This window comes from Pedobacter endophyticus (assembly GCF_015679185.1).
GTDB lineage: Bacteria > Bacteroidota > Bacteroidia > Sphingobacteriales > Sphingobacteriaceae > Pedobacter > Pedobacter endophyticus.
This window is the reverse complement of record NZ_CP064939.1, coordinates 4,350,031-4,375,455: the sequence shown is the minus strand read 5'-3', so window position 1 is coordinate 4,375,455 and position 25,425 is coordinate 4,350,031. Positions and strand designations below refer to the sequence as shown.

General features: G+C 35.2%; 22 protein-coding genes. 12 read left to right on the top strand and 10 right to left on the bottom strand.

All coding sequences use genetic code 11. The annotated features are described in order from the left end of the window. Positions 1 to 521: 521 nt before the first annotated feature. Together IZT61_RS17875 and IZT61_RS17870 are read left to right on the top strand one after the other, a co-directional pair. Positions 522 to 740, top strand: a complete 219-nt coding sequence (locus IZT61_RS17875) for a hypothetical protein (protein WP_196098387.1) — start codon at positions 522 to 524, stop codon at positions 738 to 740. Between the two features lie 2 nt (positions 741 to 742). After that, positions 743 to 1,900 (top strand): hypothetical protein, encoded by a 1,158-nt coding sequence (locus IZT61_RS17870; RefSeq protein WP_196098386.1) that lies wholly within the window; start codon positions 743 to 745, stop codon positions 1,898 to 1,900. Between the two features lie 472 nt (positions 1,901 to 2,372). On the opposite strand, the gene IZT61_RS17865 is transcribed toward IZT61_RS17870, so the two are convergent. Then, positions 2,373 to 4,739 carry an FtsX-like permease family protein gene (locus IZT61_RS17865; RefSeq protein WP_196098385.1) on the bottom strand — a complete coding sequence of 789 codons (2,367 nt, stop codon included), beginning with the start codon at positions 4,737 to 4,739 and terminating at the stop codon, positions 2,373 to 2,375. A 485-nt stretch (positions 4,740 to 5,224) separates the two neighbouring features. Between IZT61_RS17865 and IZT61_RS17860 the strand changes: the two genes are divergently transcribed. From IZT61_RS17860 to IZT61_RS17845, 4 genes are all read left to right on the top strand, one after another. Continuing rightward, entirely contained in the window at positions 5,225 to 6,247 is a 1,023-nt protein-coding gene (locus IZT61_RS17860) for a S41 family peptidase (RefSeq protein ID WP_196098384.1), read from the top strand. Positions 6,248 to 7,056: 809 nt separating this feature from the next. Next, entirely contained in the window at positions 7,057 to 7,926 is an 870-nt protein-coding gene (locus IZT61_RS17855) for an SDR family oxidoreductase (RefSeq protein ID WP_196098383.1), read from the top strand. A gap of 97 nt (positions 7,927 to 8,023) precedes the next feature. Further along, positions 8,024 to 8,938: a helix-turn-helix domain-containing protein gene (locus IZT61_RS17850; protein ID WP_196098382.1), complete on the top strand. Its 915-nt coding sequence runs from the start codon at positions 8,024 to 8,026 to the stop codon at positions 8,936 to 8,938. A gap of 329 nt (positions 8,939 to 9,267) precedes the next feature. Then, complete coding sequence (locus tag IZT61_RS17845; protein WP_196098381.1) at positions 9,268 to 9,747, top strand: SH3 domain-containing protein; 480 nt, start codon at positions 9,268 to 9,270, stop codon at positions 9,745 to 9,747. 350 nt (positions 9,748 to 10,097) lie between these two features. Here IZT61_RS17845 and IZT61_RS17840 read toward each other — a convergent pair whose 3' ends face one another. The 6 genes from IZT61_RS17840 to IZT61_RS17815 form a co-directional block, all read right to left on the bottom strand. Then, entirely contained in the window at positions 10,098 to 10,769 is a 672-nt protein-coding gene (locus IZT61_RS17840; RefSeq protein ID WP_230383751.1) for a formylglycine-generating enzyme family protein, read from the bottom strand. 4 nt (positions 10,770 to 10,773) lie between these two features. Then, the gene (locus tag IZT61_RS17835; protein WP_196098380.1) at positions 10,774 to 11,127 is read right to left on the bottom strand and encodes a DUF4180 domain-containing protein; all 354 of its coding nucleotides are present in this window, start codon (positions 11,125 to 11,127) and stop codon (positions 10,774 to 10,776) included. A 53-nt stretch (positions 11,128 to 11,180) separates the two neighbouring features. After that, positions 11,181 to 11,939, bottom strand: coding sequence for a hypothetical protein (locus IZT61_RS17830; RefSeq protein WP_196098379.1), 759 nt, complete (start codon positions 11,937 to 11,939; stop codon positions 11,181 to 11,183). A gap of 40 nt (positions 11,940 to 11,979) precedes the next feature. Then, complete coding sequence (locus tag IZT61_RS17825; RefSeq protein WP_196098378.1) at positions 11,980 to 12,567, bottom strand: Crp/Fnr family transcriptional regulator; 588 nt, start codon at positions 12,565 to 12,567, stop codon at positions 11,980 to 11,982. 96 nt (positions 12,568 to 12,663) lie between these two features. Then, positions 12,664 to 13,080, bottom strand: a complete 417-nt coding sequence (locus IZT61_RS17820) for a nuclear transport factor 2 family protein (RefSeq protein ID WP_196098377.1) — start codon at positions 13,078 to 13,080, stop codon at positions 12,664 to 12,666. Between the two features lie 342 nt (positions 13,081 to 13,422). Then, a complete protein-coding gene (locus IZT61_RS17815; RefSeq protein ID WP_196098376.1) occupies positions 13,423 to 13,737 on the bottom strand; it encodes a hypothetical protein in 315 nt (104 codons plus the stop codon). A 233-nt stretch (positions 13,738 to 13,970) separates the two neighbouring features. Between IZT61_RS17815 and IZT61_RS17810 the strand changes: the two genes are divergently transcribed. Beyond that, positions 13,971 to 14,765: an alpha/beta fold hydrolase gene (locus IZT61_RS17810; protein WP_196098375.1), complete on the top strand. Its 795-nt coding sequence runs from the start codon at positions 13,971 to 13,973 to the stop codon at positions 14,763 to 14,765. A 14-nt stretch (positions 14,766 to 14,779) separates the two neighbouring features. After that, positions 14,780 to 15,883: a PAS domain-containing sensor histidine kinase gene (locus tag IZT61_RS17805; protein ID WP_196098374.1), complete on the top strand. Its 1,104-nt coding sequence runs from the start codon at positions 14,780 to 14,782 to the stop codon at positions 15,881 to 15,883. 807 nt (positions 15,884 to 16,690) lie between these two features. On the opposite strand, the gene IZT61_RS17800 is transcribed toward IZT61_RS17805, so the two are convergent. The 3 genes from IZT61_RS17800 to IZT61_RS17790 form a co-directional block, all read right to left on the bottom strand. Beyond that, positions 16,691 to 17,095, bottom strand: coding sequence for a VOC family protein (locus IZT61_RS17800; protein WP_196098373.1), 405 nt, complete (start codon positions 17,093 to 17,095; stop codon positions 16,691 to 16,693). A 58-nt stretch (positions 17,096 to 17,153) separates the two neighbouring features. Next, complete coding sequence (locus IZT61_RS17795) at positions 17,154 to 17,885, bottom strand: helix-turn-helix transcriptional regulator (protein ID WP_196098372.1); 732 nt, start codon at positions 17,883 to 17,885, stop codon at positions 17,154 to 17,156. Between the two features lie 398 nt (positions 17,886 to 18,283). Beyond that, on the bottom strand, positions 18,284 to 19,978 hold the full coding sequence (locus tag IZT61_RS17790; RefSeq protein WP_196098371.1) for a recombinase family protein: 1,695 nt from the start codon (positions 19,976 to 19,978) through the stop codon (positions 18,284 to 18,286). Between the two features lie 647 nt (positions 19,979 to 20,625). Here IZT61_RS17790 and IZT61_RS17785 point away from each other — a divergent pair. The 4 genes from IZT61_RS17785 to IZT61_RS17770 are packed head-to-tail and all read left to right on the top strand — an operon-like array spanning position 20,626 to position 25,382. Continuing rightward, a complete protein-coding gene (locus IZT61_RS17785) occupies positions 20,626 to 21,552 on the top strand; it encodes a tetratricopeptide repeat protein (RefSeq protein WP_196098370.1) in 927 nt (308 codons plus the stop codon). Positions 21,553 to 21,556: 4 nt separating this feature from the next. Next, complete coding sequence (locus IZT61_RS17780; RefSeq protein ID WP_196098369.1) at positions 21,557 to 22,567, top strand: hypothetical protein; 1,011 nt, start codon at positions 21,557 to 21,559, stop codon at positions 22,565 to 22,567. 42 nt (positions 22,568 to 22,609) lie between these two features. Then, positions 22,610 to 23,467, top strand: a complete 858-nt coding sequence (locus IZT61_RS17775; RefSeq protein ID WP_196098368.1) for a hypothetical protein — start codon at positions 22,610 to 22,612, stop codon at positions 23,465 to 23,467. A gap of 22 nt (positions 23,468 to 23,489) precedes the next feature. Continuing rightward, entirely contained in the window at positions 23,490 to 25,382 is a 1,893-nt protein-coding gene (locus IZT61_RS17770) for a P-loop NTPase fold protein (protein WP_196098367.1), read from the top strand. Positions 25,383 to 25,425: the final 43 nt, after the last annotated feature.

Sequence of the window (25,425 nt, the reverse complement as noted above, 5' to 3'; positions counted from 1 at the left end):
AGATTAGGCGCCATGGGGTAAAATAAATTGGTTTTGGAAGCTATCCGTTTTTGCTGCATTAAATCTATAACATACTGGGAATTATTTAGTTTTTTCGTTATGATTTTCTCTAAACTGATTTGAATAAATCATTATAAATATGCTAAAAGAAAAACTGTAACATTAATATTACTTATAAAATTTTATTTGATTTAAGCTCTTGTTATGCTCATCCAGTAAAGTAGTTGTCTAATAACAAGATCATTAATTGTAGCTCATTATATAGTACAATCACCAGCAATATGTTCTACCAGTAGAACAAAACGAATTTTACCAACACCATAACTATATGCGATATCATATTTGCCACTTACAAAACCACTATTAAGTGAATATACTTTATAACGAAACTATTTTATAAATTAGCCGTTAATAATACGTGCAGTAAAGAATATAGAATATGTTTAGCGACATATTTTTTTTGGACAATAATGTTTTTTAGAAAATAAATTATACTTTTGCACCCCTAAAAAAATCTAAACATGAGCAAAGACAGCATTATAGATAATCTATTTAGAGTTGCCTCGAATATGTTTACTCAGTTTAGCACAGAAGAGCCATTAATTAGTGATGATACTAAGCGTGTACTTAAAAATTCTGAGGCTAGAAAAGAGCTACATAAAATTTTAGATAACCCAAAGACTGGCAAAGTGAACGTAAATGTCAATGGTAAACCCGTTTCGTTTTTTGTTGAGGCATAAGTTTGGAACAGATTGCTCTCAATACGGTAATAGCTGTTATGTTAGCGATTTTTCCGGGTTTTCTTTTTCGTAAATGTTATTACTCCGGCGAATTCACAAAACAGTTTAATCAATCCAATGAATTTGATAAACTGCTTTGGAATGTCTTCTTCAGTGGAGTTTCAATGGCTATTACACTTCTTTCGATTTACGTCTTCAAAGAATTTTTAGGACTAACCGTTTTAGATTCGCTGAACTATGATAAGGTTCGAAATCTTACTTCAACTGTTTCAAAGAACGAATTGCCTGATAGGAAAGTTTTAAATGAGACTTATCGAGACCTAATAATAATTGTCGGTTTGATCTATTTCTTTTCCTGTTTCTTTGGCTTAATGTTTCATTGGTTAGTAAGATCGCTTAAACTTGATGTGCAGTTTAGAATATTAAGATTCAAAAACTACTGGTTCTATTATTTTCACGGTGGAAAAATACTTTATAGTAATCCAAGTAGACGAAAGTTCGCTTTTACTAAGGTTGATGTTTTATGTGAGGTGGCAGGAGAAACTAAGCTATACTCCGGTATTTTATCTCAGTATACCATTAATGAAAGCGATAACAATTTGGAAAATATTTTTCTAACTGATGCCAGAAAACTTAAAAAGGTTGTAAACAGTGAAAGGACAACAGAGGTTGTGCACAATGCCATACCAGGCGCTGCATTTTGCATTCCCTATAAGAATGTCGTAAATATGAATTTGGTTTATTTCTACCGTGATAATGAGTTGAGCATCGCTCGTTATCTTATTTTCATAAATGTTTTATCTTCTCTCGCCATTACTTTTATTATAGTATCTGTTTTCTGGTTCGATCTAAGTGATTTTGGTGTAATAGGTCTCTGGAAAAAAATCTTTTACGTAATTATGGGGTTTGTCGGGATAGCTAATTTAAGATTACTTATTTACGATAAAAACAGAAAAAAACTTGCTTGGATTCCGCAATTACTGCTCTTTATAAGTGCATTGTTATGGTTCCTATACAGCAGCGATATAGTGTCAATGTGGATTGTCATTATCTCTTTCATTATATCAATTGGCGCTTCTGCATTTATAACTCCTGCAGGCAATAATATTTCAAATGGCGATCCTGTCGAAAATGAAGACCCTGATGATGTGATAATTTAATAGAGTTGAAATTTATCATTATCTAACCCAAAGTTTTGAGCTGCTAAAGAATTTTAATTTTTGGACTTGATTACCCTGCCCACCCGCAAAGCAGCCTCAAGGAAAGAAAATATCAATCCCCCTTACCATATATTTTTCTTTCAGCTGTAAGTTAATGCACCAATCACGGCAAAGAGAAAAAAAGTCTTAAAAAACGAACTTTAATTTGTCATTATATTTTATCATTTCTTCATTATAAAACTAAAAATTGAGTTTGATTAATGAAATGAGTTTATGATAATATAGGAAAAAAGCGGAGTACAGCAGTATAATCGTAGACAACTCTGCTAACTATAATCCATTCTTAAGCCCCACCTCCTGAAAACTTATTAAATAACTAGGGAATAGCGAGAAAGATTATTTGCTGCGCCCTATCAGAATCAAGTATCTCTCAAAATAACTAATGAACAAAGAATTAGATCTATACGTAGCTCTATTCTTTAAGATATTTTACTGGGTTTATTCTGATAGCGATAAGTATTTGTGAGGCAATTGCTGTCCAAGCCATCACAAAGGATAAAAAGCCTGCAAGAGCAAAATGCCACCACTGCAAAGATATTCTGTAGGCAAAGCTTTCGAGCCAATTGCCCATTATCAAATATCCTATCGGAAAAGCTATGAAAATTGCAATAAAAATAATTCTGACAAAAAATGTCGATAGCAGAGATATAACACCTAGATCGCTACATCCCAGCGTCTTTCTAATCGCAATCTCCTTTGATCTTCTCTCCACCATAAATGCCGCCAGTCCAAACAAACCGAGACATGAGATGATAATTGCAGTACCTGCAAAATACCTCGATAAGATAGCTATCTTGTTTTCGAACGTGTATTGCACCTGATAGTCATCATCTAAAAATTTATATTCAAAAGGAAGATTTTCGTTAAATTCTTTATATAGTTTTTCAATATTTTCTATGGCCATCTTTTCTGACCCAGATTTAATACGCACTAATATATTGCCACCATTTTCATAGTCAATCTTAAAAAAGAAGGGCTTAACTTTTTCAAAAAGTGATTCGAAATGAAAGTCATCGACAACACCTATTATCTGTCTATTCCCGTAAAAGTTCACTGTTTTACCGATAGGATCCTTTATCCCCATTGTCTTTATTGCAGCTTTGTTAAAAACGATTGCCGAGGTGTCGGAGCCAAATTCGGGCGAAAAGCTTCTACCTTGCTCTATTTTTAGATTAAGGGTCTCAATAAGGCCAAAATCAACATCCAGATAATCAAATTTTGTGTTTTTCTGATCTAATGCTTGTCCCTCCCATGACAGTCCACCTGAACGGGAGCTGATACCACCGGCTAAACTTCCATACATATATGATGCGTTTACCACTCCAGGCGTACTTTTTAGTTGGGAGATAAACGACTTAAAGTTTTTATCTAATTTTCCCTGTTTGGCAAAAGAAATAACATTGTCTTTTTCGTAGCCCAAGTTTTTGTTTTTTACAAATTTTATTTGGTTGTATATTACAGAAACAGATATGATTAATATAATAGAGATAACAAATTGGAATACAACCAATCCCTTTCTAATTAAAAGTTCACTTTTTGTACTGTTTAATTTGCCTTTTAGGGCATTCGCTGGATTAAATCCAGAAAGGTAAAATGCTGGATAGCTGCCAGCAGCCAAACTGGTTAATAGGCTGATGCTGAATAGCGCCAATATTAGCTTCAGGTCAAAATGTAGACTTAAGGATTTACCTGTTATGGAATTGAACTGTGGTAGTAATAATTCTGTGGCAAGCAAAGCAACGAACAGTGAAATACCTGTTAGTAACATTGACTCTCCAATATATTGAACCATTAGCGCTCCCCTTTTTGCTCCCAATACTTTCTTTATGCCCACTTCCTTCATTCTTCTGGAGGCCTTTGCGGTAGAAAGATTCATAAAGTTGATGCATGCTATGCCAAGGATGAACAACGCGATTACACCAAATAGACGCACATAAACCATTCTTCCGACTATTGGAACTCCGTTTTCATAACTACCATAAAGATATCGTTCTGAAAAACGCTGTACGAATAGGGTTTCTTTTGTGTTTTGTCGTTTAGTAAGAAACAGCTCAGTAATTTTGTCATTCACACTTTGGATATCTGCATCTTTCTTTAAAATTAGAAAGGTTGACGGGCCGCCATTAGACCACTCCTTTACTTCAGGCCGTTTTTCTAAAAAGAGGTCATAGCTGAATAGTACATCAAACTTAGTTGAGGCACTAGGCTGAGACTTGAAAATTCCAGATATGATATATTGACCTGCAAAATATTCGTTCTCAAATGCTATGGTTTTCCCGATAATGTTCTTTGTCGTTTTAAACAGTTTATAACCGGTTTCCTCCGAAATTGAAATTGAGCTTTTATGCAATAACACTGAATTCTTATCTCCTTCAATAAATTGATAAGTAAAAACGTCAAAAAAACCCTGATCAGCAAACTGAGGGGTAGTGAAAATTTTTGATCTACCAGCCGAAAGTGCACCCTTGTAGGAAATGTTGGGAGGTACGACTGCTACAGCACGCTCGACTTCTGGAATAGAAGATGCAAGGGCACGGGCCAAGAGTCCAGGAGTGTATTCTTCGGTATTTACCGTATTGTTAAGTGGTTCATTTCTTAATACTTGATATAGATATGTATCATTGTCATTGAACTTGTCAATGTTTAACTCATCCCTGATCCAGAAATAGATTAAAAGAGTACATATCAATCCTATAGATAATCCGATAAGATTTACAAAAAAGGAAATTTTAAACCTCTTAAAATTTCTGTATATAAATAATAAATGATGTCCTATCACAGATTTGAAAGTTTAAATATCACTAATCAAAGCACTTAAATATGATGTGCAAGTTCTATAGTTCGTTTCTATTATTATGCCAAGTAATGCTTACCTCAAATATACCTCCCAAGAGCCTATTTGTAATGCTACGAAAGCGTTAGGTGTTCAATTTCGGACAGTCAGATGAACGCTATCGAACATTCCTTCCAAAATATATGGAGCGGTTGAGCAGTTTCCATTCAGCTTTAATATGTTAAAATTTTGATTTAATTAGATGAAGTTAGGCGTTTAGAACATTTTAGTTAGTAAAATATCATTTATCAAAAAACGGTGAATTTTTGATAGGCGTTCACATTCGCTTTTTAGTTTGTCTCAAAAAAAACGAAGTTATGCATCCCCCTTGTATATCTCTCGTTCAGTTGTAAGTTTAAATGCACCAAATTCGGCAAAGAAAAAAATTAATTGAATGCAACCTCAAATGGCTAATTTTCATCTCAAGTTTTATGAAACGAATTTTAGCAGTAATTATATTTTTGACGCCTTGGATAGTAAAAGCTCAAAATGATAAATCATTGATTGCCGATAGCGTAAGAGCTTACTTAGATAGCAGCTTAAATATAATTAGAAAGCACTCCTTAAATACTAAAGTGAATTGGAATGATTTACGGTCAAATGTTTATGCTAAAGCTATTGGAGCAAAGCGGTATGAAGATGTTCTACATCTATATCCTTATATATTCGAGCAAATTGATGATCATCACGGCAGTTTAAAATTTAGAGAAAAAACATATAGTTGGAATAAAAAGGCAGCTAATCCTATAAACAATATTATAGCCATCGCTACAAAAAAATATCAATCCGTTAATGCAGAAAAGATTACTAAAGATATTGCCTACATTTTAATTCCTGGAAACAACGATTTTAGAGGAAAGCAAATGGATAGCATCGCTAAAGAAATTAAAAATGCACTATCTAAAGTCAATGACAAGAATATCAAAGGATGGGTTATTGATTTGAGAGTAAACACTGGAGGCAATATGTATCCAATGATCGCGGGTTTAAGCGATTTAATAGGAGAAGGAAAAGTTGGTGGATTTCTCACCTCCACATACGAGCCTAATGGATCCTGGATTATTAAGAATGGCACTTTTTATGTCGACTCAGTTAAAGTTTCGCCTATAAAATATAGTGGCTATCCTGTGGGTAAAGATATACCTGTCGCAATTTTGATCAGTGGGAATACCGCAAGTTCTGGTGAAATGACCGCAATCTCATTCATTGGCCGAACGAAATCTGTTATTATTGGCGAGCAAAGTGGCGCTTATACGACGAGTAATCTAGGCTTTAAATTAAATAAGTATTCAGGACTCAATTTAGCTGTAGCTTATGCGGCAGATCGTAATGGAAAAATCTATCCAAAGTATCTAGAACCAGATTTGAAAGTTGTTAATGGTGATAACTTCGAAAACCTGAAGGATGATTTAAAAATCAAAAAAGCATTAATTTGGCTCAGAAAGAATAAATAGTTCATAACTGTCTCAAAAAAAAAGTATTCATCCCCTACTGCTTATCTTTCAGCTGAAAGTTTAATTGCACAAATTGCGGCAAAGAAATAAAATTTGTCTCAAAAAACGAATATTAATTTGCTATTATAAATTACCATTTACTCATTATGAAAAACTAAAAATTAAACTGGATTAATGAAATGAGTTTATGATAATATTGGAAAAAGCAGAGTACAGTAAGATAATAGTAGGCGACTATGCGAGCTATAAAATTCTCAAGTCCTACCTCGTGAAACTTATTAAATAATCAGGGAATTATGATTTTCTAAGGCAGTAAATTAAATCAAGCTAGAGTCATAATGTGGCCTAACTGAAAATTTTGTGTGATTAGTTCTGAGGAAGTAAATCCATATTGTTTTTTAAATGCAACGTTAAAATGGGAAAGACTATTAAATCCCATATCAAGAAAAATTTAGATGGTCTTAGGTTCTCTTCAGTTAAATGAATATGCGCTTCCTAATTTTTTTTAATCAACCAATGGCTTAGTGTATTTTTGAAGATTTGTCCAATTCTTCTTAAAAGCAGAGAGGGTACGAACTGTGACAAATTCAGATCTTTTTACGTTAGTATTAAAAGTATAGTTATGCAAAAGCAAAAAAATAATAATGTATTCTGTGTCTCAGAAAATCTAATACTGTACCTGGTGATAATAATCGCATAGCTTTGTAAAAAAAATGGAAAATGATATATCATGTCATATTTAGCTTCAACAAAGAAAGATTTGAACACAAACGATTAGTATTTTTTGGAGATTTTTGTTAAAAAAAATTATGGAAAGAATACTGGTAACAGGCGCAACGGGACACTTAGGTAGCGCAATTATAACCACACTTTTAAAACGTATATCTGCCAGTCGCATTTCGGTTATTACCCGTCAGCCAGATAAACTAGCAGATTTTGAATCGAAGGGATATAAAGCCTTCTTGGGCAGCTACGATAATATAAAAGTATTGGAAAAAGCTATGAAAGGTGTAGATACGGTATTACTGATATCCTCGGGGGATCAGGGTGACCGAATGCAAGAACATAAAAATGTCATCGATGCCGCAAAAAAAACGGGGGTGCAACGAATTGCTTACACCAGCCGTTCACTTCGTGAGAGAAGTTCGCTGGCCAATCAGTTGATGGAAGAACATTTTCAGACCGAGGATTATATTAAAGCTTGTGGAATGGCTTATACCTTGTTTAGAAATATATTATATATGGATACTATCCCACAATTTATTGGAGGAAATCTAGCCTTGGAACATGGAATTTATTTACCAGCAGGAGATGGTGCCGTTGCTTTTGCCTTACGAAGCGAAATAGGTGAGGCAATGGCAAATGTATTACTTGCCAAAGATACTGAGAACAAGATTTACAATTTCACAGGAAATAGATCTTATACCTTTTATGATATAGCCAGCGCGCTTTCTGAACTTTCTGGAAATACTGTCAACTATTCAAACGTAGAAGAAAATGAATTTAAAGTAATGATGAAACAAAGAAATGTTCCTGAACCAGTAATTGAGAAAATCGTTAACTTTATCACTGATATAAAACATAATCAAGAAGCAGACGTATATCCGGACATGGAAACTAGCCTTGGACGTAAACCTGTATCACTGAAAGAAGGTTTAAGAATTTTGTTCGGATTTTAACCTGGCGGGCTGAACACTATCTGAATAGATGTTGACGGTTTTATTTTTCAGTAGTTGTATCTGCTAAATGAGTGCTCATATTAATAGTTATCTTATCATGACGACAGCAAATCAAATCAAAACTATAGCGGATTACCACCATTTCATGGGGTTAGGTAAACCTCAACACCCATTGATCAGCGTTGTGAAATTCGAAGACATTAAATCGCACCCAAGCAGTATGCCGAGAAGCATTATCCATCACTTTTATTCAATTGCTTTAAAAAAGAATAATATTTCAAAATTAAAGTATGGACAACAGAACCTTGATTTTGATGAAGGTGTAATGCACTTTATGGCACCCAAACAGGTGCTATCTTTTCAGCCAGGCAACAAAGAGGATTTTCAACATACCGGATGGTTATTGCTCATCCATCCAGATTTTCTTTGGAACACGTCTTTGGCTGGAAAAATCAAAAAATATGAATACTTTTCTTACAACGTAAATGAAGCATTACACCTTTCTGAAAAGGAAGAAATTTTGGTGATCGATATTATCCAAAAAATCGAACAGGAGTATAATACCAATATAGATTATTTTAGTCAGGATGTAATAGTTGCACAAATTGAAGTGCTGCTCACTTACTCCGAACGATTTTATCAGCGCCAGTTTATCACCCGAAAAAAAAATAACCATAAAATTTTAGACCAAACGGAAGCTCTGCTTGCAGAATATTTCGCCTCGGACGCCTTAATCACTAAAGGAATTCCCACAGTTCAATACGTCGCCGAGAACCTAAATATTTCAGCCAATTACTTAAGCAGGCTCCTTCACCTTCTAACAGGACAAAGCACTAAACAATTGATTCAAGACAGAATGATTGACTTGGGTAAGGAAAAGCTGTCAACAACTAATCTATCTGTAAGTGAAATAGCTTACGCGCTTGGCTTTGAGCATCCTCAGTCCTTTAGTAAACTATTTAAAGTGAAAACGGATATGTCGCCAATGGTCTTTAGGGCATCATTCAACTAAAATGTTCAAAACAATTAAATGTTTAATAAGCCCACTGAATAACAATCAGCCTATATATTGAAATGTGAGCCTATTTTTTTGCTAAAATCTAGCTAAGTATTGTAAGTAAAAGCGGGATTTCTCACTATAAATATATAACTTCTATCTTTTCTGGAATAGTGTGTATCGTAATAACTTATTTAATCATTACACAATGTTCTTAAAGCGTAACTAGTTTTATTACATCAATAAAAGTCGTTTCTACTTTGTTATCAAAAAACGGTGAAATTTTAATAAAGCCAACAATTGTTCACAGTAAATGTTTAGAGTTTATAATACGAATAAAGGACATGGAAAGAAGATTACGAAAAATACTGGGTCTTTTAATGCTGCTTGCAATATCATCTTTAATGCTTTCGGCCTGTAAAAAGAAAAGTGCCGAGGATGACCAACATGAATCAGTTAGTTCTCTAAAAACTAAATTAGCCGGTAAGTGGCTTTTAATCAAAGGTTTAACCACGGAATATGATGTCGCTGGGAAAGTTGTTCGCCAGGAGGACATTTCAGGAACAAAACCAATTCCAGTGTATGATTTCCGGGAAAACGATATCTTTTACCTCTCTGACTACCGTGGAGAGAAGAACTTTTCTTACATGCCATCAGTCGGTGCAGATGGTCGTTCAAAAATAGTTATTGATGGTGGAGAAGATTATGATATTACTTTACTTAACAAAACTGACATGAAGTGGTTCAGAGAGCGTAAAGTACCAGATGAACAGCCTGGAGTTATCCGGAGAGCAGTTATGGAGGTAGAGTTTAAAAAACAGTAAAGCTTTAAAACCATTTGACTGGTGTGCCTGCCGAAATTAAAATTAATCATTCAACGAGGCAGTTTTGAATTTGCCTTAGTTCTTGAGTAAACAATTATCAAAAAAACGAATATTAATTTGCTATTATAAATTACCATTCACTCATTATCAAAAAATAAAAATTAAATTTGATTAATGAAATGAGTTTATGATAAAATAGGAAAATAGCGGAGTACTTTAGGACAATAGTTGGCGACACTGCTTACTATAATATTCTCAAGCCCTACCTTCTGAAACTTATTAAAAAAGTAGGGAATATTGGGAATTCCAGCTTGTGTGACAAAAGCTTGTTAGATTGCCGTTGTTCTTTGCTATTTGTTTTTAGCAATTCTAAATCCAAGGTCGTCAATCTTAAATTTTAATGGGTGACTTCTTCTGCGTGTCGTTGCCATTACGCTTCTTTCGACATCGCAAAAACCGCCCCCGCGAAAAATACGGTAAGAACCATAAACTTCTGTGTCGTATAGGTCTGAACACCATTCCCAAACGTTCCCAAACATATCATAAAGTCCCCACTCATTTGGCATCTTTTGTCCAACGCTATGTGTTCTGTTTTCCGAATTATCTTTATACCAAGCAATCAATTCCAACTCACCGTATCTAATCCCTGTGGTCCCTGCTTTGCAGGCATATTCCCATTCCGCCTCTGTTGGTAAACGAAATCCATTCGCTGATTTATCAAAGATTATTTCTTCGTTACCAGTTTGAACAACATAACAAGGTGTTAAGCTGTTCCGCTCCGAAAGTTTATTGCAAAAAGTCACAGCTTCTTTAAAAGTCACAGTTTCAACTGGCAGACGATCACCCTTAAAAGTACTTGGATTTTCATTGGTTATTTCAAAATATAAATCCTGTGTTACTTGAAATTTTAAAAGTAAAAAAGACTCAATTTCGACAGTCCATCTCTCTTTAATTCTGTCATCTCGTAATTGAATTGTTCCTTTGGGTATCTCAACCATTTGTTTTATAATAGTCGCATTCATGATCTTAAAGAACATTTATTGCTTCTTTCGTAGAACTAACAAAGTTGATGTTCTTTGCTTTGTTACTTTCATAAATGAAGTCAGTTAAACTTTTACTGTTGAATTTAGAGAAGTCGCCTACGATAGCTAATCGAACACGATAATTTGAAAATTTTTGAAGAATTTCTCCAGCAATTCCATTGTTCAAGCTAAAAAATTTTGAAGTAATGTTCTTTTCGTTTATTACAATCTTGTCGAAACCTTGATAGTATAAATTTCCTAACAGGTCTAACCCGTCTTCGGCTTTGTTGATGATAGTCTCTTCCGAAATTACTTCAGCAATTTTTTCGTCGTTAATATGATGAGATTTAATTTTCATTTTTTTATCTTTTTTGTAAAGTTGATTGCTATGTGGGAATGTATTATTACCTATTATGCTAGTTTATAAAGTATTGGCATTGCAGCAACTTCGTTAGCGTAAAAATTGTCAAGAACGTATGAATGAAATGACTTCTTAAAAATCAAAGAAGGGAGAATATCGCTTATTTTGTTCCAACGGCAGTGATTTATGATTGTGTATTCTGAATTTCTCTGGTCTATTGGCAGTAACACAGTCGAATTATAAAGTCCAGTTTCTTCTTGAAACCAACCTGCGGTATATTCCCAAATACTAAGATTTTTCTGCAAACTGTTGGCTAGAAAATAATTAAATAAAAATACACCTTGCTTTTGGTGATCTACTGGGTTTATATGTCTTATATTGGTAGCAGTTGTCATATGAGTGTTTCTGGATATGTTTTTTATTTCCCCTAATATGTGGTTATAATCTGCAGTATTCTTAATGTCTTCTGCTTTTTGCAAAGATGCAGTTTCAATCAAGATAGCAAAGTCGTATTTAGCTATCTGAACTCTCCCTAACTGTTCTTTCAGAAATTTTCCTATGCCAGGTGGAATGAGGATAGCTTTAAAAACATCCGCACTTACAACTTCATGGTCCTTCTTTAATTCTCTACACCATTGTTTAGCATTGTCAATAAGTCTTTTCTTCCTTGAACCTGTAGTTAAAAAAACAGGAATCCAGAATTGATCTACTTCTGCTGCAATGTGAAGGTAGAAATTTGATGTTGGTTCGGTCAGTGCTACCTTTTTAAATTGTAAGTGTTTGTTAACGACTTTTAAATTGTCTTGCATTGCTTTACTTTTTTAAGCAAGGTAATCGAAAGGAAGGCACCTATTTTTTATCAAATGATAAAATCGATTTTTTTGATCTTATTCTACTGAGTGAAACTTGTGTAATTCCAAGGTAACTTGCTAAGTCACCCAGACTAATGCGCTGCAGAATTGATGCATTAGTATTTAGAAAATTATTATAACTTGTTGTGGCATTTTCTTCAAGCATTTCACTTATTCTTTTCAACATGTTTATCGAAGCGATAGACATAAATTTTCTAAATGCTGTTTCTATGCAGTGATGCTTTTGACAAAGAAATTCCATTTTTGAATGTGAAATATATGAAACCATTGTCGGTTCCAATGTGATAATTGAATATTCGGACTTCGCTTGTGTGATATAACTGTCAAGTCCTGTAAATATCGAATTTTCAGAAAAAAAACGCATAATAAATTCATTTCCATATTTCTGAGAAGACAACTTTAGTAAGCCGCTATTTAAAAAATATAATCGCCTGCAAACCCTGCCAGAATTTAGTATAAAATCTCCTCTCTTATATGATTTATTATTGATTTCCGACTTCAAGTCATCAACAGCTACGGTTCTTAGTGGCGAAAGAGAATTTAAACTATTTATGAAGTCAATCATTCTTTAAAATTGTGTTTTTATTAAAATAGCGCTATAATATAAATCAATTTCCTCATGGCACAGGATTTTTTAGGAGCTCATGGTTCCTGATATGTGTTATCGTTGATCTTCTTTTAATGATAATGAAACGGCATAACTGTCTTCTAAAAGCCTGTATTTCACGATTAAACTATTTTCAACACTAATTTCTATAAAAAACATTGAGTCAACAACCTTATTTGTTTTGAGCATTATAGTGGAAAACTCACCTGATACAATTGCCGTGCTATTGTTCACCATGATATTGTTGACTTTCGCAGATTTTGGTACTGTATTTTTCCAAAGCAATTCATAGAATTCTTCAACTTCATCCCGACTGCTACGTTTCCCTAACCAAGGTGCTAAATCTTTATCTCCGGGGATATTCCAATCAATGTCTTCTGCAAACATTTGAATCAGATTTTTTAAATCTCGTTGGCTTAGAGACTGAAGAAACAGGTTAACAACTTTTTGTGTTAAGGTGGTATTAGTCATAATGGAGTTTATTATTTTGTAATTCGGATTATTAAGGGAATGGTTAGTAAAGCATAATGTAAAATTATTATTTAACGATTGAATTTAATTTATAAAAAATCAATATTTCTGCTAATGTTACACCTATTCAAACTTATCAAAAAACGGTGAATTTTTGATAGGTATTCAGATTCGCCTTTAAATTAGTCTCACAAAACGAAAGTATTCATCCCTCACAGTATATCTTTCTTTCAGCTGTAAATTTAATTGCACCAATTACGGCAAAGAGAAAAATTATCTCACAAAATGAGGGAATAATGATTTCAGGTATCGTTTGTAATTGATAAGTAGTGAATATTGATTTTAAATTAGTATTGGAGCGCTACAACCTTTATCTAAAATAAAACATTGCAAGAATCTTTGTGTAATTAGACCGATGCTGTACTTCAGCATCTTTATTTTAATAACAGTCATGTGATTGGCCAAAATCAAAATTCTTTCAGTCTCTTGAGAAAAGCATAGTCTTAATCCTTCGAGACTGGCGGTGAATAGTGCAAGGTGGGATTCCATTTCAAAAATGGAACCCGGTTCGAACTTATCAAGTCTATCTAAAAAAATAGCAACTGTATCTATACAAAATTCTTTATATTGTTCAATCAAGATCTCTGAGATATCCATGATACAATATCGCAAATAATTTATGAAACATACTAATTTCAAAAAACAAGAAATCAATTTATTCTTGTTAATTTAACGAATTGTAACCGGATTATAAACAGCGCATTAAAAGCGTAAAACATCAAATTAATAGAACTACATATTATAATGAATAAATCGTAATTTTACTGCTTTCTATGTTAACCCGGAGTATAACTCATATTCTGCTGTTTAATATAGCCGTCAAGCCGTAAATGAGTATATTCAAAACAAACAACGTTAATATAAGAGGTAAAGGGACATCGACAATGATGTTCGCCCATGGATTTGGTTGTGACCAGAACATGTGGAGATTTATAACCAAAGCGTTTGAAGAAACACATCAACTAATCTTATTTGATCATGTTGGCGCTGGACAGTCTGATCTTAACGCTTATGACCCGGTGAAGTACCAAGATATAAACGGCTATGTCGAAGATATTATAAATATAGCCAATACCCTGGAATTAAAAGAGGTAATCTTTGTTGGACATTCAGTAAGTGCTATGATGGGAATCATGGCGGCAGAAAAAGAGCCGACACTATTTAAATCCTTAATTCTGGTTTCCCCCTCTCCCTCATATATTAATGATAGAGATTATATCGGAGGCTTCAGCCGGATGGAAATAGAAGAACTCTTGCAGTCCCTTGACGAAAACCACCTCGGATGGTCAATGACCATGGCCCCGCTCATAATGGCAAATTCAGATAGGGCTGAACTTGGCGAGGAACTTACCAATAGTTTTTGCAGTACAGACCCAACGATCGCCAGGCAATTTGCTAGGGTAACCTTTCTCACGGACAGCAGAGCTTTGTTACCGCAGTGCAAAACCCCATCCCTGATACTGCAATGCTCTGATGACATAATAGCTCCTGTTGAAGTTGGTCAGTATATGCATGAGCAGATGGATAATAGCCATCTTGTTATTCTTGAAGCAACCGGTCATTGTCCACACATGAGTGCCCCCAAGGAAACCACAGCTGCGATTCTGAATTTTCTTAATAACTAAGCCAGACACCTCACATGGATTTAATATCAAATGAGCATGATTACGAGGATTTTCTTGAAAATTCTTTATCCGGATACTTCTCCACAGATCAAAACGGAAGAATAAGGAGTGCTAATTCCAAGATGCTTGAATGGCTTGGGTGTGAAATGGAGGAAGTCCTTGGAAAACGTGTTTCATCATTCTTAACAGTAGGAAGCAGAATGTTCTATGAAACCCACCTTTTACCCCTATTGAAATTAAATGGGGCATTTGAAGAGGTTTCCGTTGAGTTATTGGCTTTGGATGGAAGTAAGCTTAAAGTATTAATGAATGCATATGAAAGGAAAAGCGTCGATGGCAAAATAAGTTTCATGCGCATGAACTTTTACCGCGCGACGGAAAGAAACCTATATGAGGAAAATTTGCGCCATTCTATCTATTCTGGTGAAAACACTCTGAAAGAGGAGCGTGAGTTTGCTACATTAAGGGAACAGTTTATTGCTGTACTGGGTCACGATCTTCGAAATCCGCTTGGGGCAATAAAATCTGGCACTTCCCTTTTGAAACGTTCTGCACAATCTGACCGGGAAAAATCAATCTTGGCGACTATTGAAAGAAGTACCTCGCGTATGGAGGAACTTATCACAAACGTAATGGACTTCGCGAGAGTGCGTATGGGTGCGGGAATTTCTCTTGAAAGAAAAGAGGTGTTACTTGAGCCAATACTACGACATATCGTGGAGGAACTGACCATAAAATTTCCCGCCCGGGATGTGATTACTGATTTTCAGATAGAAGATAATATCCTGTGTGATGGTAATCGCATTTCTCAACTTTTATCAAACCTGCTGGCCAACGCCATTACCCATGGTGCAGCTAGTGATCCGGTAACTATCATTGCTAAGCTCGAAAACGGTAAATTTATATTGAAGATTTCGAATGGTGGAAGTCCGATACCGGAAAACACGCTAAAGGATTTGTTCGAGCCTTTCACCAGAGAGGCAACGTCACCCAGCCAGCAGGGCTTAGGACTTGGTCTATATATCGCTTCACAAATAGCCATAGCACATAATGGAACATTAACCGCGAGTTCCGGTCTACATGAGACATGTTTTACTTTCATGATGCCATCCGCTTAATATTGTATTCGACTTCTTCTGCATAATGTTTTGAGTAAAATTTATAATAAACAATATTAAAGCAAGGATTTTAATTGCAGTTACCATTGTCGACAGTTCTGATTGTTATCAAAAAACAGTGGATTTGTGATAGATTGAGCAATTTGTAATTATATTTTTCGTCTCAAAAAACGAACATAAACTATGCGTTAGCTAAAACCTATTAGAGCACTCAAGTTAAAAAGAATAAAAATCCCAGCAAGCTAATTATGCGCAAATCAACAGAAACTTTCGTTCGCAAAACAACATAGCATCTTCGTTATTGATAATCGATTTGGTTAATTCTATTTATGCACCTCAATAGATATCTAAATGTTTACAAATTAAAATCAAAATATTAACTAATAGCAGCCAAAAAATAAAGCCATTATGAAGTTGTTTTTTCTTATATTGAATTCACTGTTGTTTATCATATCAATTATAATAATATGTACTGAAAGAAAATTATTATGTTTTTTTCCTATCAGCTGCTACACTCCTTAATTTTTGGTACTATTACCATCAATATAAAAAAGTCTAAAAAAGAGGTTTTAGTTCTATAGATAAAAAGAGAAAGCGTTTAGATATTTCTCTATGAGAATATAATAAATATTTGTCTCAATATACGAAGGTATCGATCCCCTACTGTGTATTTTTCTTTCAGCTGTAAGTTTATATACACCATACGGCAAATAAAAAAATGACTCACGAAGTGAATATTTTGTTGGTTCCAGACCATAATAGTGTTTCAACCCTATTGCATTTTGATAATGTAGTGGTATATGGGCATTAATTCTTGAATTTTTTAATTGCCTCCGGAGAAATGGGACTGAAAAAATTTACAAGGTTACCATCCGGGTCACGAAACAATAGGGATTTATTTCCCCAGGGCATTATTTTTGGCACTTGCACAATGTAAGGTTGAAGAGAGTCGGCGAGCCTTTGATATTCACTATCTACATCCTCAACCATAAATTCTATGATTGCGGTTCTATTTTGTGCAGCTTTTGCAACTTCGGCACCTCCGAAAAACTGTAATGTTCTTGTACTTCCTATCGCCAATGTTGCTGACCTGGTTTTCAGCTCTGCAAAATCATCAGTATAATGTATTGCTGGCATCCCTGTCAATTGCTCATAAAAACTAACCAGCCCTTTCACATCTTCAGTAATAATTCTAATTGAAATTAAATTCATATTCTTAATTTTTGTATTATTGTTTATTGGCCTTTGCCGTTACAAAGATAAATTAGGGTTAAGACAACAGTGTGTCAGGGGTATCAAACTTTTTTTTCTTTTCGTCTAAATATTCTGCAAGAGTTAGTTTATGTGGTTGAAAACTTGAATTAAGTTTATTAATTTTTACAATTCCCTCTAGGCTGAACATTCTAAAATCTTTTCTTAACCTGCAAAAAGCAATCAATAGCCAACTCTCTTTTAAGCTGTAATACAGCGCAAATGGCTCAATCTCCCGTTGAGTAAGCTCCCCTTTATGATTTGATCGATATGTGATTTCGAGCAGACTAAAAGAAGTGAGCGCATTTTGAATCAATGTCAGTGAACTACTTTGATAGCTATGAAGAATTGCTGGGCTAATCGCTATTCTATTAGATAGCAGGTCTACTTTTTCTTTTGTTAAATGTTGTAGTACCGCCTTTATTTTACTGATCGCTGCCTCGTATTCTCTACTTAGTGAAGTATCAGTGCCTTTTAATAGCATATGTTCTGCAGTGATTAAAGCGTTGGCTTCATTTTCTGTGAACATTATAGGTGGAACCCGGTATCCTTCCATTAGGCTGTAACCTTTACCCTCCTCTTTAATAATAGGAATATCTGCTTGTCCCAATGCTTTTATATCACGATAAATAGTTCTGACACTTACATCAAACCTATCGGCAAGCTCACCAGCGGTCAACAATCGTTTGCTCTGTAGTTGTGTAATAATCGCAGTAAGCCTCGATATTCGCTTTATATCAGCATCATTCATTTTTAAGGCTTTTTAGTGACATGGAATTAACATCTAACGCTTTAAAGATACATAAGACCACCGAAAAATTGGCCAGCGGCATCTCCTTATCACAAACCATGGTTTTTTTGATAGGCCAAAAATTCTATATAAAAATTTCGTCTCACTAAACGAACCTTATTTTAATGTTTAAAATAGTTTGCCACTTTCGTCAATTCCTGTAAATCAGGCAGGAAAAAGTTCGAAATTTGTCCAGTAAGGTACTTAAGGAAACAACACACATGAGTTGTTTCCTTTTTTTATACCCATAAAAAATTGTTAGTCAAAGCATTACCACCTCACCAAGAACAGTTCGATTTTTTATAAAATTTCTTTGGACTAATTTATCTTCTAGACTAAAAAGACACTTTAGTATACCATCAAAGCATTATTTTGCCGTTCGATTTTTCCTTAAGGATATATGGCTTTGGAGATCTATTTAAGAGACTGTAAGTGGTTGCAACAATGTACATCAAGTTTAGAATCATAGCAGCTTCTTTTTCATCGATTTGAATGCCGTGTTTGGCTAGAACACTAATCGCTCGATATGAATTTACCTTTCGATCTAAAAAATTGGTGGTATGGGGCAATATGTAGTCAATATCGGCAACATAAATATTTTTCTTTCTGCATAGTAACTTGCAAATAGCACTATTAGTAGACAGCAATACGCTACCATTTGCTACATCAATTTCTTTGATAGGGAACAAGCCAAGCAAGTGCTTTTTATCCCCCAAATCCAGGTCATCAAAACTTCTAAAAATATCCAAATGCGATCGATCCGCGAATTTAATCTGTTGGCTCAGACATGCAAGTTTAGTGTTCAATACTCTCAATTCCTCATTAAGACTTCCCAAAACAGCCTTAACTTCGTTCTTTAGTGAGATAAAATCATCAAACTTTAGTAGATCTGGCACAAATAGCTTTCTGGTTTTAGAAAGCAATTGTTCTTGTTCATCAATCTGTTTAGTTAGCTTTTTTCGCTCTGTTGAATACTTAATCTTCTTCGTTCCAATATTAAAGTCTTCTAACACGAGTGCAAATAATTCCGTTGTGTGTGTGGAAAGCCTAATTTTTTGCAACTCTTGGACATAACTATCATTTAAGACATCCGCTCTTACCCTTATTTTGCATTTACCTGAACAATGGTAATACCCATACTTCTTATTATAGCCTTTAGAAAAACTACCGCGTAGTTTGTTTTTACAGACAGGACATCTTAAATATCCTTTCAAGAAGAAAACCTTCTTGAGTTCATCTGTCTTACAAAGTACCTTTCTTTTCGTACGAATAACATTTTGAACCTGATAGAAAATATGTTCAGATACAATAGGCTCATGAATTCCTTTGACTAGCTCAGTGTTATTAAGATTGGATGATAATCTTACGAGTCCGCAATAAACAGGATTTTGCAACAGTCTCCAAAAGTAAGATCTAGAGCAACTTAGTCCTTTCGCCTTTGCCATCATTCTAGCTTCTTCAAGTTTATAGGAATTTGTGGCCAATAACTGATAAACCCAAGTCAATATTCCTGCTTCAGGCTGTTTCGGTGAAATATACTTCCTGCCATCTAAAGATGTAAGGTTCATGTATCCTATCGGTGCTTTATTTGGATAACGTCCTAATTGTTTTGCCCTTCGAAGACCATTTATGGTATTCAATGCTCTTCTTGTGTTTTCAGCTTCTGGAATGGAAAGATAAACTGCAAGCATTACTGTGCTTTCAGGAACAGAGAAATCAATTGGTTGATCAATAGCCATTGCATTAGTGTTATATTTCCGCAACAAACCGATCATTTCATAAGCATATTCGATGTTTCGGCTAAAACGATCCCATTTAACAAAAAGGATATTATTTTCTTTAGTCTTTAAACTTTTCTTAACCTCAGCGATTAACTTCTTCCATTCCGGACGATTGAAATTCTTCGCTGAGTAATCCTCGCTAAATATTCCCTTAACCCGGATGTTGTTATGAGTGCAATATTTCAATAACTGATCCTCTTGTTCAGGCAATGAATAACCTTTTCGTTTTTGCTCATCCGTGCTTACACGGATATACAGGTTTGCCGATTCCATAGCGTAAGAAATTTAAGTACTTCTATTTAACGATTAAAAGCCAAGAATATTCATTTTTGAAAATTCGATTGATAATTTAACACCTATTTTTGTTCCATAGTAATGGGCAGTTTCTGAGTAAACTGTACTCACTATTTCTTCTCTCAGAAATTTCGCACAATTTTATAAGTTTAATCCAATAAAGGACTTAGAGGTTTAAATATTCTTGATGTGATTGGAGACGTTAGTTGAAATTTGAGCGTTCTAGAGTTTCCTTTGAGGCCTACTTACCTATGTTTTCAGGATTATCCTTTGTTGACCTTTTAAAAAGTTTTAGTTATCGTCATCGTACAGGATTATTGAGGATGTTAACTGATGGAAGAAAATTTGAGGTCGATGCCTGTTTTTGTTCCGTGGGAAAGGGACAATTTAGGTATCCAGCCGGCAATAGATTTTGCGCAAAGTTTGGCCCGAAATAGGCTGGACTGTTTTTGAAATCTAACACTAAAAAAAATTCACAAGCACCGACCTTTGGATTGAAATTTAATTTGTATATTTTTATTGCTAAACTAAACTACGCTCATCTTATGCTCAATATTATTTTGCCCAAACTCTATTCTGGATTTACAACACACTTCTTCAACCCCTTTAACTAAGCTAAAAGGGCTATGAAATACCTTCCAAAACTCATCCCAGAAAAGTCCAAGGCACTCCCTGATTACTTTAAACCAAAACAAGGAAAGGGAAAAATCAAGCAAGAAAAACATAAACTTGCATTTTCCATAGCGGGCGCATTGTTTTTAGTCCTAGCCTTTTATTTTATCCGTCATCCCATGCTGTTTATCCTGCTGGGATTTCTTTCCTTCATCTCTTTTCCGTACGGCAAAAAATGGATGGAGCGAAAACTCATTTTCAAGCTGACCCCATCCATACTCATGGGAACCTATGTCGCTTTTATTGCTTTACTCATTCCGCTGACCATCCATTATAAAGCAGTCGACAAAGAAACCGACCGCATTGCCCGGATCAAAGTGCAGCAGGAACAACAAGCCCGGGAACTGGCCACAAAGAAAGAACAGCTGAGAAAAGACAGCCTCAACATTTTTATCCAGGCCGCTGAAAGCGCCCAGAACGATACCGAAGCGGCCAAACTACAGCTCAGAAAAGCTTCCCGTTTCCTGCTCACCGACAGCGAAAACGTTCGTTATGCCAATCTGGAACGCAGGGTCATCAATACTGCTGCCAGCCGTTACTTCAAAGCCAAACAGTATAAAAAAGCATTAAATGAATATGCCACACTCATTTCCTTTGACAAAGCCAACCCTGAAGCATACTATCAAAGGGCCTATTGCTATTATAAGCTCGGCAAAGTCAGAGAAGCCGTGGCTGACCTGAACCATTCCAAAGACCTCGGCTACGAATCCGCGTCCACCCTTTACAATAAAGTAAACCCCTTAAAGCGGCGCATTTCCTATTACGTTACCCGCTGCTGCGACGGCAGCACCTCCAGTGCCAAAGGACGTGGCGCCTGCTCATGGCATGGCGGTGTCTGCAATTGGAATGATCCCGTTTACGAAGAATACCGAAAATATTAAGCCTATGATAGCGCCCTTTCAAACCGTAGCCTTAAAGAAACCAAGTTTTCTGCAAAGCATCTTCCGCCAAAACCCCGAAGAAAACGCACTTATTGAACTCAATAACCTTATCGCCAATGGCGGTATTGAAAGCATCAGCCCTGAAATCCTGGAAAACATCGAAGCCAGATATGATTTGTCGCTAAGTGATAGGTTCGGCCTGAACCTGGAAGAATTTTATGCGGTGGCACTTAATTATTATTTAACCAACTTTAAAATGAGCGAACAGGAATCAGCAAAACTGAAACAACTCGCCACCGCCCTGCGGCTAAATGAAAAAACCACCGAATATTTCCGCCTGGAAATCGGAAAGCTCACCTATAGAAAATGCTTTATCAAAACGCTAAATAACGAAGAATTTACCACCGCATCGGAAGACTACCTCAAAGACATTCAGTATCACCTGAAACTGCCCGAAGAAACCGAAAAAGCGATATCCAAGGAAGTCAGAAGCCAGCACCTGCTCGATTATTTCCATAAAATGGTCGCCGATCAGCGCGTGTCCCCACAGGAAGAAGCCGCATTTAAACAAAAGGCCAAAAGCCTTAATATCAACCCTGAGCAAAACCCTGAAACCAGGCAACAACTCAAAGACTTCAGGCAATACTGGTCACTGGAAAACGAAGAACTGACCGCCATTGAGAACATCTTTGAAATCCAGAAAAGCGAAACCTGCTACCTGGTCATCAACCGCATACAATTTTACGAGCCTCGTTCCAACCGCTCCAAATATGGCGGCACCTATGATAAACTGATCGACAGCGGCACCCTTTACCTCACCCATAAAAGAATCTTCGTTATCGGGCTGGAAAAAAACTATACCATCAAACTCGAAAACATCATCCGGGCACAAAAATCAAGTGATGGCATCACCATCCATAAAATGACTGGCCGCAACCCCACCATCAAAGCAAGCCAGCATGAAATTACCCAACTCGTCATCATATTAAAAAGGCTAGGCATTTACAGAAATTAAAATCATTATATAAATTAACTGCAACCAAAACAATTCATTATTATGGCGTTCTCTCTACGTTTTAAATCTTTTTATGAGTGGCTGCAAAAACATATCGGCACCATTGTATTATTACCTACCCTGATTGGCGGAATCTGGCAGATTTTCGAACTTGGAGCACTGGGCACACCATACATTCGTTTTTTTTCTGTATCTCAACTTGTATCTGATGGTTTATTGGTTTGTTATGTATTACTTTGGATGGGCACGATGGCTGCTATCCAAATATATGACAAGGAATTGGCTGGCTTTATCATCAGGAAACGGATTACTTTAGAAAATATTGATCAGGAGGAATCAGAGCCAGTATTTGAAGAAAGCAGAAAGATTAGTTCTATAAAACTCATTGTAAGCTTAACCTTGATCTCCGCCTTCCTCTATTATTTTGCATATCCAAAGGTAAAGACTGTTATAGATACCCAGACACTAACTATATCTTATCTGATGGATTTCACTTATTACAGCATATTTATTTTTGTCGTGTTAAAAGGCATTAAAGTACTTTTCTTGCAGGCCACAGGCAGTCATGCATTCTTTGCAAAACACAATGTCCAAAATGTTTTACGCATCATTATAGCTATAGCGGTTATCGTTTTAATTTATTTTAGCATTTATTTCCTCCACATTTTTCACAATTCTTTTTTAATGCCATCAAGCTTTAGAAACCTAGAATATGTCACATGTAAAATAAAACAAAGTAACCCAGGGATTAAGAAAAGTGAAATTGAGTATTTCAATGACAAATACATCTTCTTTAAACTCACTTACCCAAATAATATCAACAAAATTGAAGTAATTAGCTTTGAGAGTTTTCTTGAGGCTAATTCTTGTCAAGTCACCTCTGGTAATAAAACCAAATAATAACGCTGAATGCTATTTGAACATGTCACAAAAAATCACAACTCCTGAAGATCGTATTGGTGCCCAACTTAGGGATTATGTATATAAGGAATCCAATCTAGCCGTTCTTCTGACAGGCAGCTGGGGGTCTGGTAAAACACATTATATCAAATCTACTTTTTTTCCAAAGCTCCAAGAAGAAACGAGTTACAGAGGATTTATAATTTCCTTATTTGGTATAAACTCCATTGACGATGTTAAGGACAGATTAATGGCAGAACTTTATCCATTGGTGGAAAATAAATACATAAAAGCGGGATCTCCTATTTTTAAAGCTATCGTAAAATCTATCGACGTAACCAAGTTATTTGGACAAGGCATATTTGATTCGGGCATTGAGGCAATTGAAAAGGCTGGAAAAGAACTGAAGACAATTAAAAAAGAGGAACTCGATTTAAGTAATGTGGTAATATGCTTTGACGATCTTGAAAGATCAGGAACTCAGTTTTTATCTGAAAACCAGCTACTGGGATATATCAATGGGCTTACAGAAAATGGCGTTAGGGTAATCATCGTCACCGACGAGAAGAAGTTAGACCAAGAAAAATTCAACATTGTGAAAGAGAAAGTTGTTGGTACAACAATCCATTTCCAACAGAATTTTGAGGAAACCTTTAGTGCAATTATAGAATCATTGGCTTTAGATAACGCCTATTTAACTTTCTTAAGGGATCATAAAAATATTATCCATGATTTCTTGAGGAAAGAAAATCAGCTCCATATCAATTACCGTACTCTCAAATATTTTGCGGTCTATTTTTATGACGTTTGCCATTTCGTTCAATCGGGATGTGAAAATAAAGAACTCAATAACAGGATTGATGATATACTCGACAGCTTGCTTAAATTTTCATTATGCATTGCAATTGAATTCAAAAGAGGTCGTTTGGATTTTCATGAAAATCGAAAACTAAATGATACTTCACAGTACCTGATTCGAAAAATGTATGCAGATGGCAAGGAGAAAGCAGAGCATATTGGGGAAGAAATTCTTGATGACTATTTCCCCCAAGACGACTTTTACTTTTATCAAAGCATCTACAGCTACTTAACTGGCGGAGATATCTTTGATAAAAACTTGCTAGTCGAAGAATTAAAACAAAAATTTCATATCGTAAATGAAAACATTTCTGATGCATACAAAACCTATAACATACTGGCTGCAAGAGATTATTTGGATTTGCACGACAATATTGTGAAAACTGAAGTGCGAAAAATGTGGAAATATGCCTTATCAGGAGACTATTTGAATCGTGACTTTACCACTGTATTTTACTTTATTATTAGGGATGGAAATATTCTGAATCTAAATATAGAAAAGTTAGCAAGCAGATTTGAGAAAGTGCTGATAAGCAATAAAAATCGGCAAGCTTATGATCCGATGCTCAAAAGACATCTATCTTATGCAAGCGAGGGAGAATATGCCGAGCCATCCAATAAAATCAGGAAAAAAGCGATAGAGGTAAATGATCAAACACTTTCAAAATTTCAAAAAATAACTAACAAGCAGATCGAGTTAGATTTCGTAAAAGATTTTGACAGATTTTATGGAAGTATGATTGAAAAGATACAACAACCTTTTGATGTTGCTTCGCTCTCAGCAATTAGACCAAATGTCTTCTTTAATGAGTTTAAAAAGTCGGAAAATAAAAAAAAGCACAAAATACTTTTACTTTTTTCAACACTTTACCTCCATCAACATATCAATCTGGAGAAGAAAGATTACCAATTTTCACTTGCCTTAGACGGGATAATCAAAACATATGTAGACAAGAATAAACAAAAAAATGTAAGCGGAGCACTTGTTTTACAACTTCAGGAAAGTGTAAAAGATCATTTAAACAAAGCTCGTCCATATACTGGTGCCTTGGAATAAACAAATACCGTAGAGTTTAGAAAAAACTCAAAAACGACAAGTA

What these genes read in the sequence shown, in the direction of transcription:
- IZT61_RS17875 (WP_196098387.1), top strand. Translation starts at nt 522, where the DNA reads ATGAGCAAAGACAGCATTATAGATAATCTATTTAGAGTTGCCTCGAAT.
- IZT61_RS17850 (WP_196098382.1), top strand. Translation starts at nt 8,024, where the DNA reads ATGACGACAGCAAATCAAATCAAAACTATAGCGGATTACCACCATTTC.
- IZT61_RS17780 (WP_196098369.1), top strand. Translation starts at nt 21,557, where the DNA reads ATGATAGCGCCCTTTCAAACCGTAGCCTTAAAGAAACCAAGTTTTCTG.
- IZT61_RS17840 (WP_230383751.1), bottom strand. Translation starts at nt 10,769, where the DNA reads ATGAATGCGACTATTATAAAACAAATGGTTGAGATACCCAAAGGAACA.
- IZT61_RS17860 (WP_196098384.1), top strand. Translation starts at nt 5,225, where the DNA reads ATGAAACGAATTTTAGCAGTAATTATATTTTTGACGCCTTGGATAGTA.
- IZT61_RS17815 (WP_196098376.1), bottom strand. Translation starts at nt 13,737, where the DNA reads ATGGATATCTCAGAGATCTTGATTGAACAATATAAAGAATTTTGTATA.
- IZT61_RS17770 (WP_196098367.1), top strand. Translation starts at nt 23,490, where the DNA reads ATGTCACAAAAAATCACAACTCCTGAAGATCGTATTGGTGCCCAACTT.
- IZT61_RS17775 (WP_196098368.1), top strand. Translation starts at nt 22,610, where the DNA reads ATGGCGTTCTCTCTACGTTTTAAATCTTTTTATGAGTGGCTGCAAAAA.
- IZT61_RS17820 (WP_196098377.1), bottom strand. Translation starts at nt 13,080, where the DNA reads ATGACTAATACCACCTTAACACAAAAAGTTGTTAACCTGTTTCTTCAG.
- IZT61_RS17855 (WP_196098383.1), top strand. Translation starts at nt 7,057, where the DNA reads ATGGAAAGAATACTGGTAACAGGCGCAACGGGACACTTAGGTAGCGCA.
- IZT61_RS17805 (WP_196098374.1), top strand. Translation starts at nt 14,780, where the DNA reads ATGGATTTAATATCAAATGAGCATGATTACGAGGATTTTCTTGAAAAT.
- IZT61_RS17790 (WP_196098371.1), bottom strand. Translation starts at nt 19,978, where the DNA reads ATGGAATCGGCAAACCTGTATATCCGTGTAAGCACGGATGAGCAAAAA.
- IZT61_RS17830 (WP_196098379.1), bottom strand. Translation starts at nt 11,939, where the DNA reads ATGCAAGACAATTTAAAAGTCGTTAACAAACACTTACAATTTAAAAAG.
- IZT61_RS17825 (WP_196098378.1), bottom strand. Translation starts at nt 12,567, where the DNA reads ATGATTGACTTCATAAATAGTTTAAATTCTCTTTCGCCACTAAGAACC.
- IZT61_RS17800 (WP_196098373.1), bottom strand. Translation starts at nt 17,095, where the DNA reads ATGAATTTAATTTCAATTAGAATTATTACTGAAGATGTGAAAGGGCTG.
- IZT61_RS17810 (WP_196098375.1), top strand. Translation starts at nt 13,971, where the DNA reads ATGAGTATATTCAAAACAAACAACGTTAATATAAGAGGTAAAGGGACA.
- IZT61_RS17795 (WP_196098372.1), bottom strand. Translation starts at nt 17,885, where the DNA reads ATGAATGATGCTGATATAAAGCGAATATCGAGGCTTACTGCGATTATT.
- IZT61_RS17845 (WP_196098381.1), top strand. Translation starts at nt 9,268, where the DNA reads ATGGAAAGAAGATTACGAAAAATACTGGGTCTTTTAATGCTGCTTGCA.
- IZT61_RS17835 (WP_196098380.1), bottom strand. Translation starts at nt 11,127, where the DNA reads ATGAAAATTAAATCTCATCATATTAACGACGAAAAAATTGCTGAAGTA.
- IZT61_RS17785 (WP_196098370.1), top strand. Translation starts at nt 20,626, where the DNA reads ATGAAATACCTTCCAAAACTCATCCCAGAAAAGTCCAAGGCACTCCCT.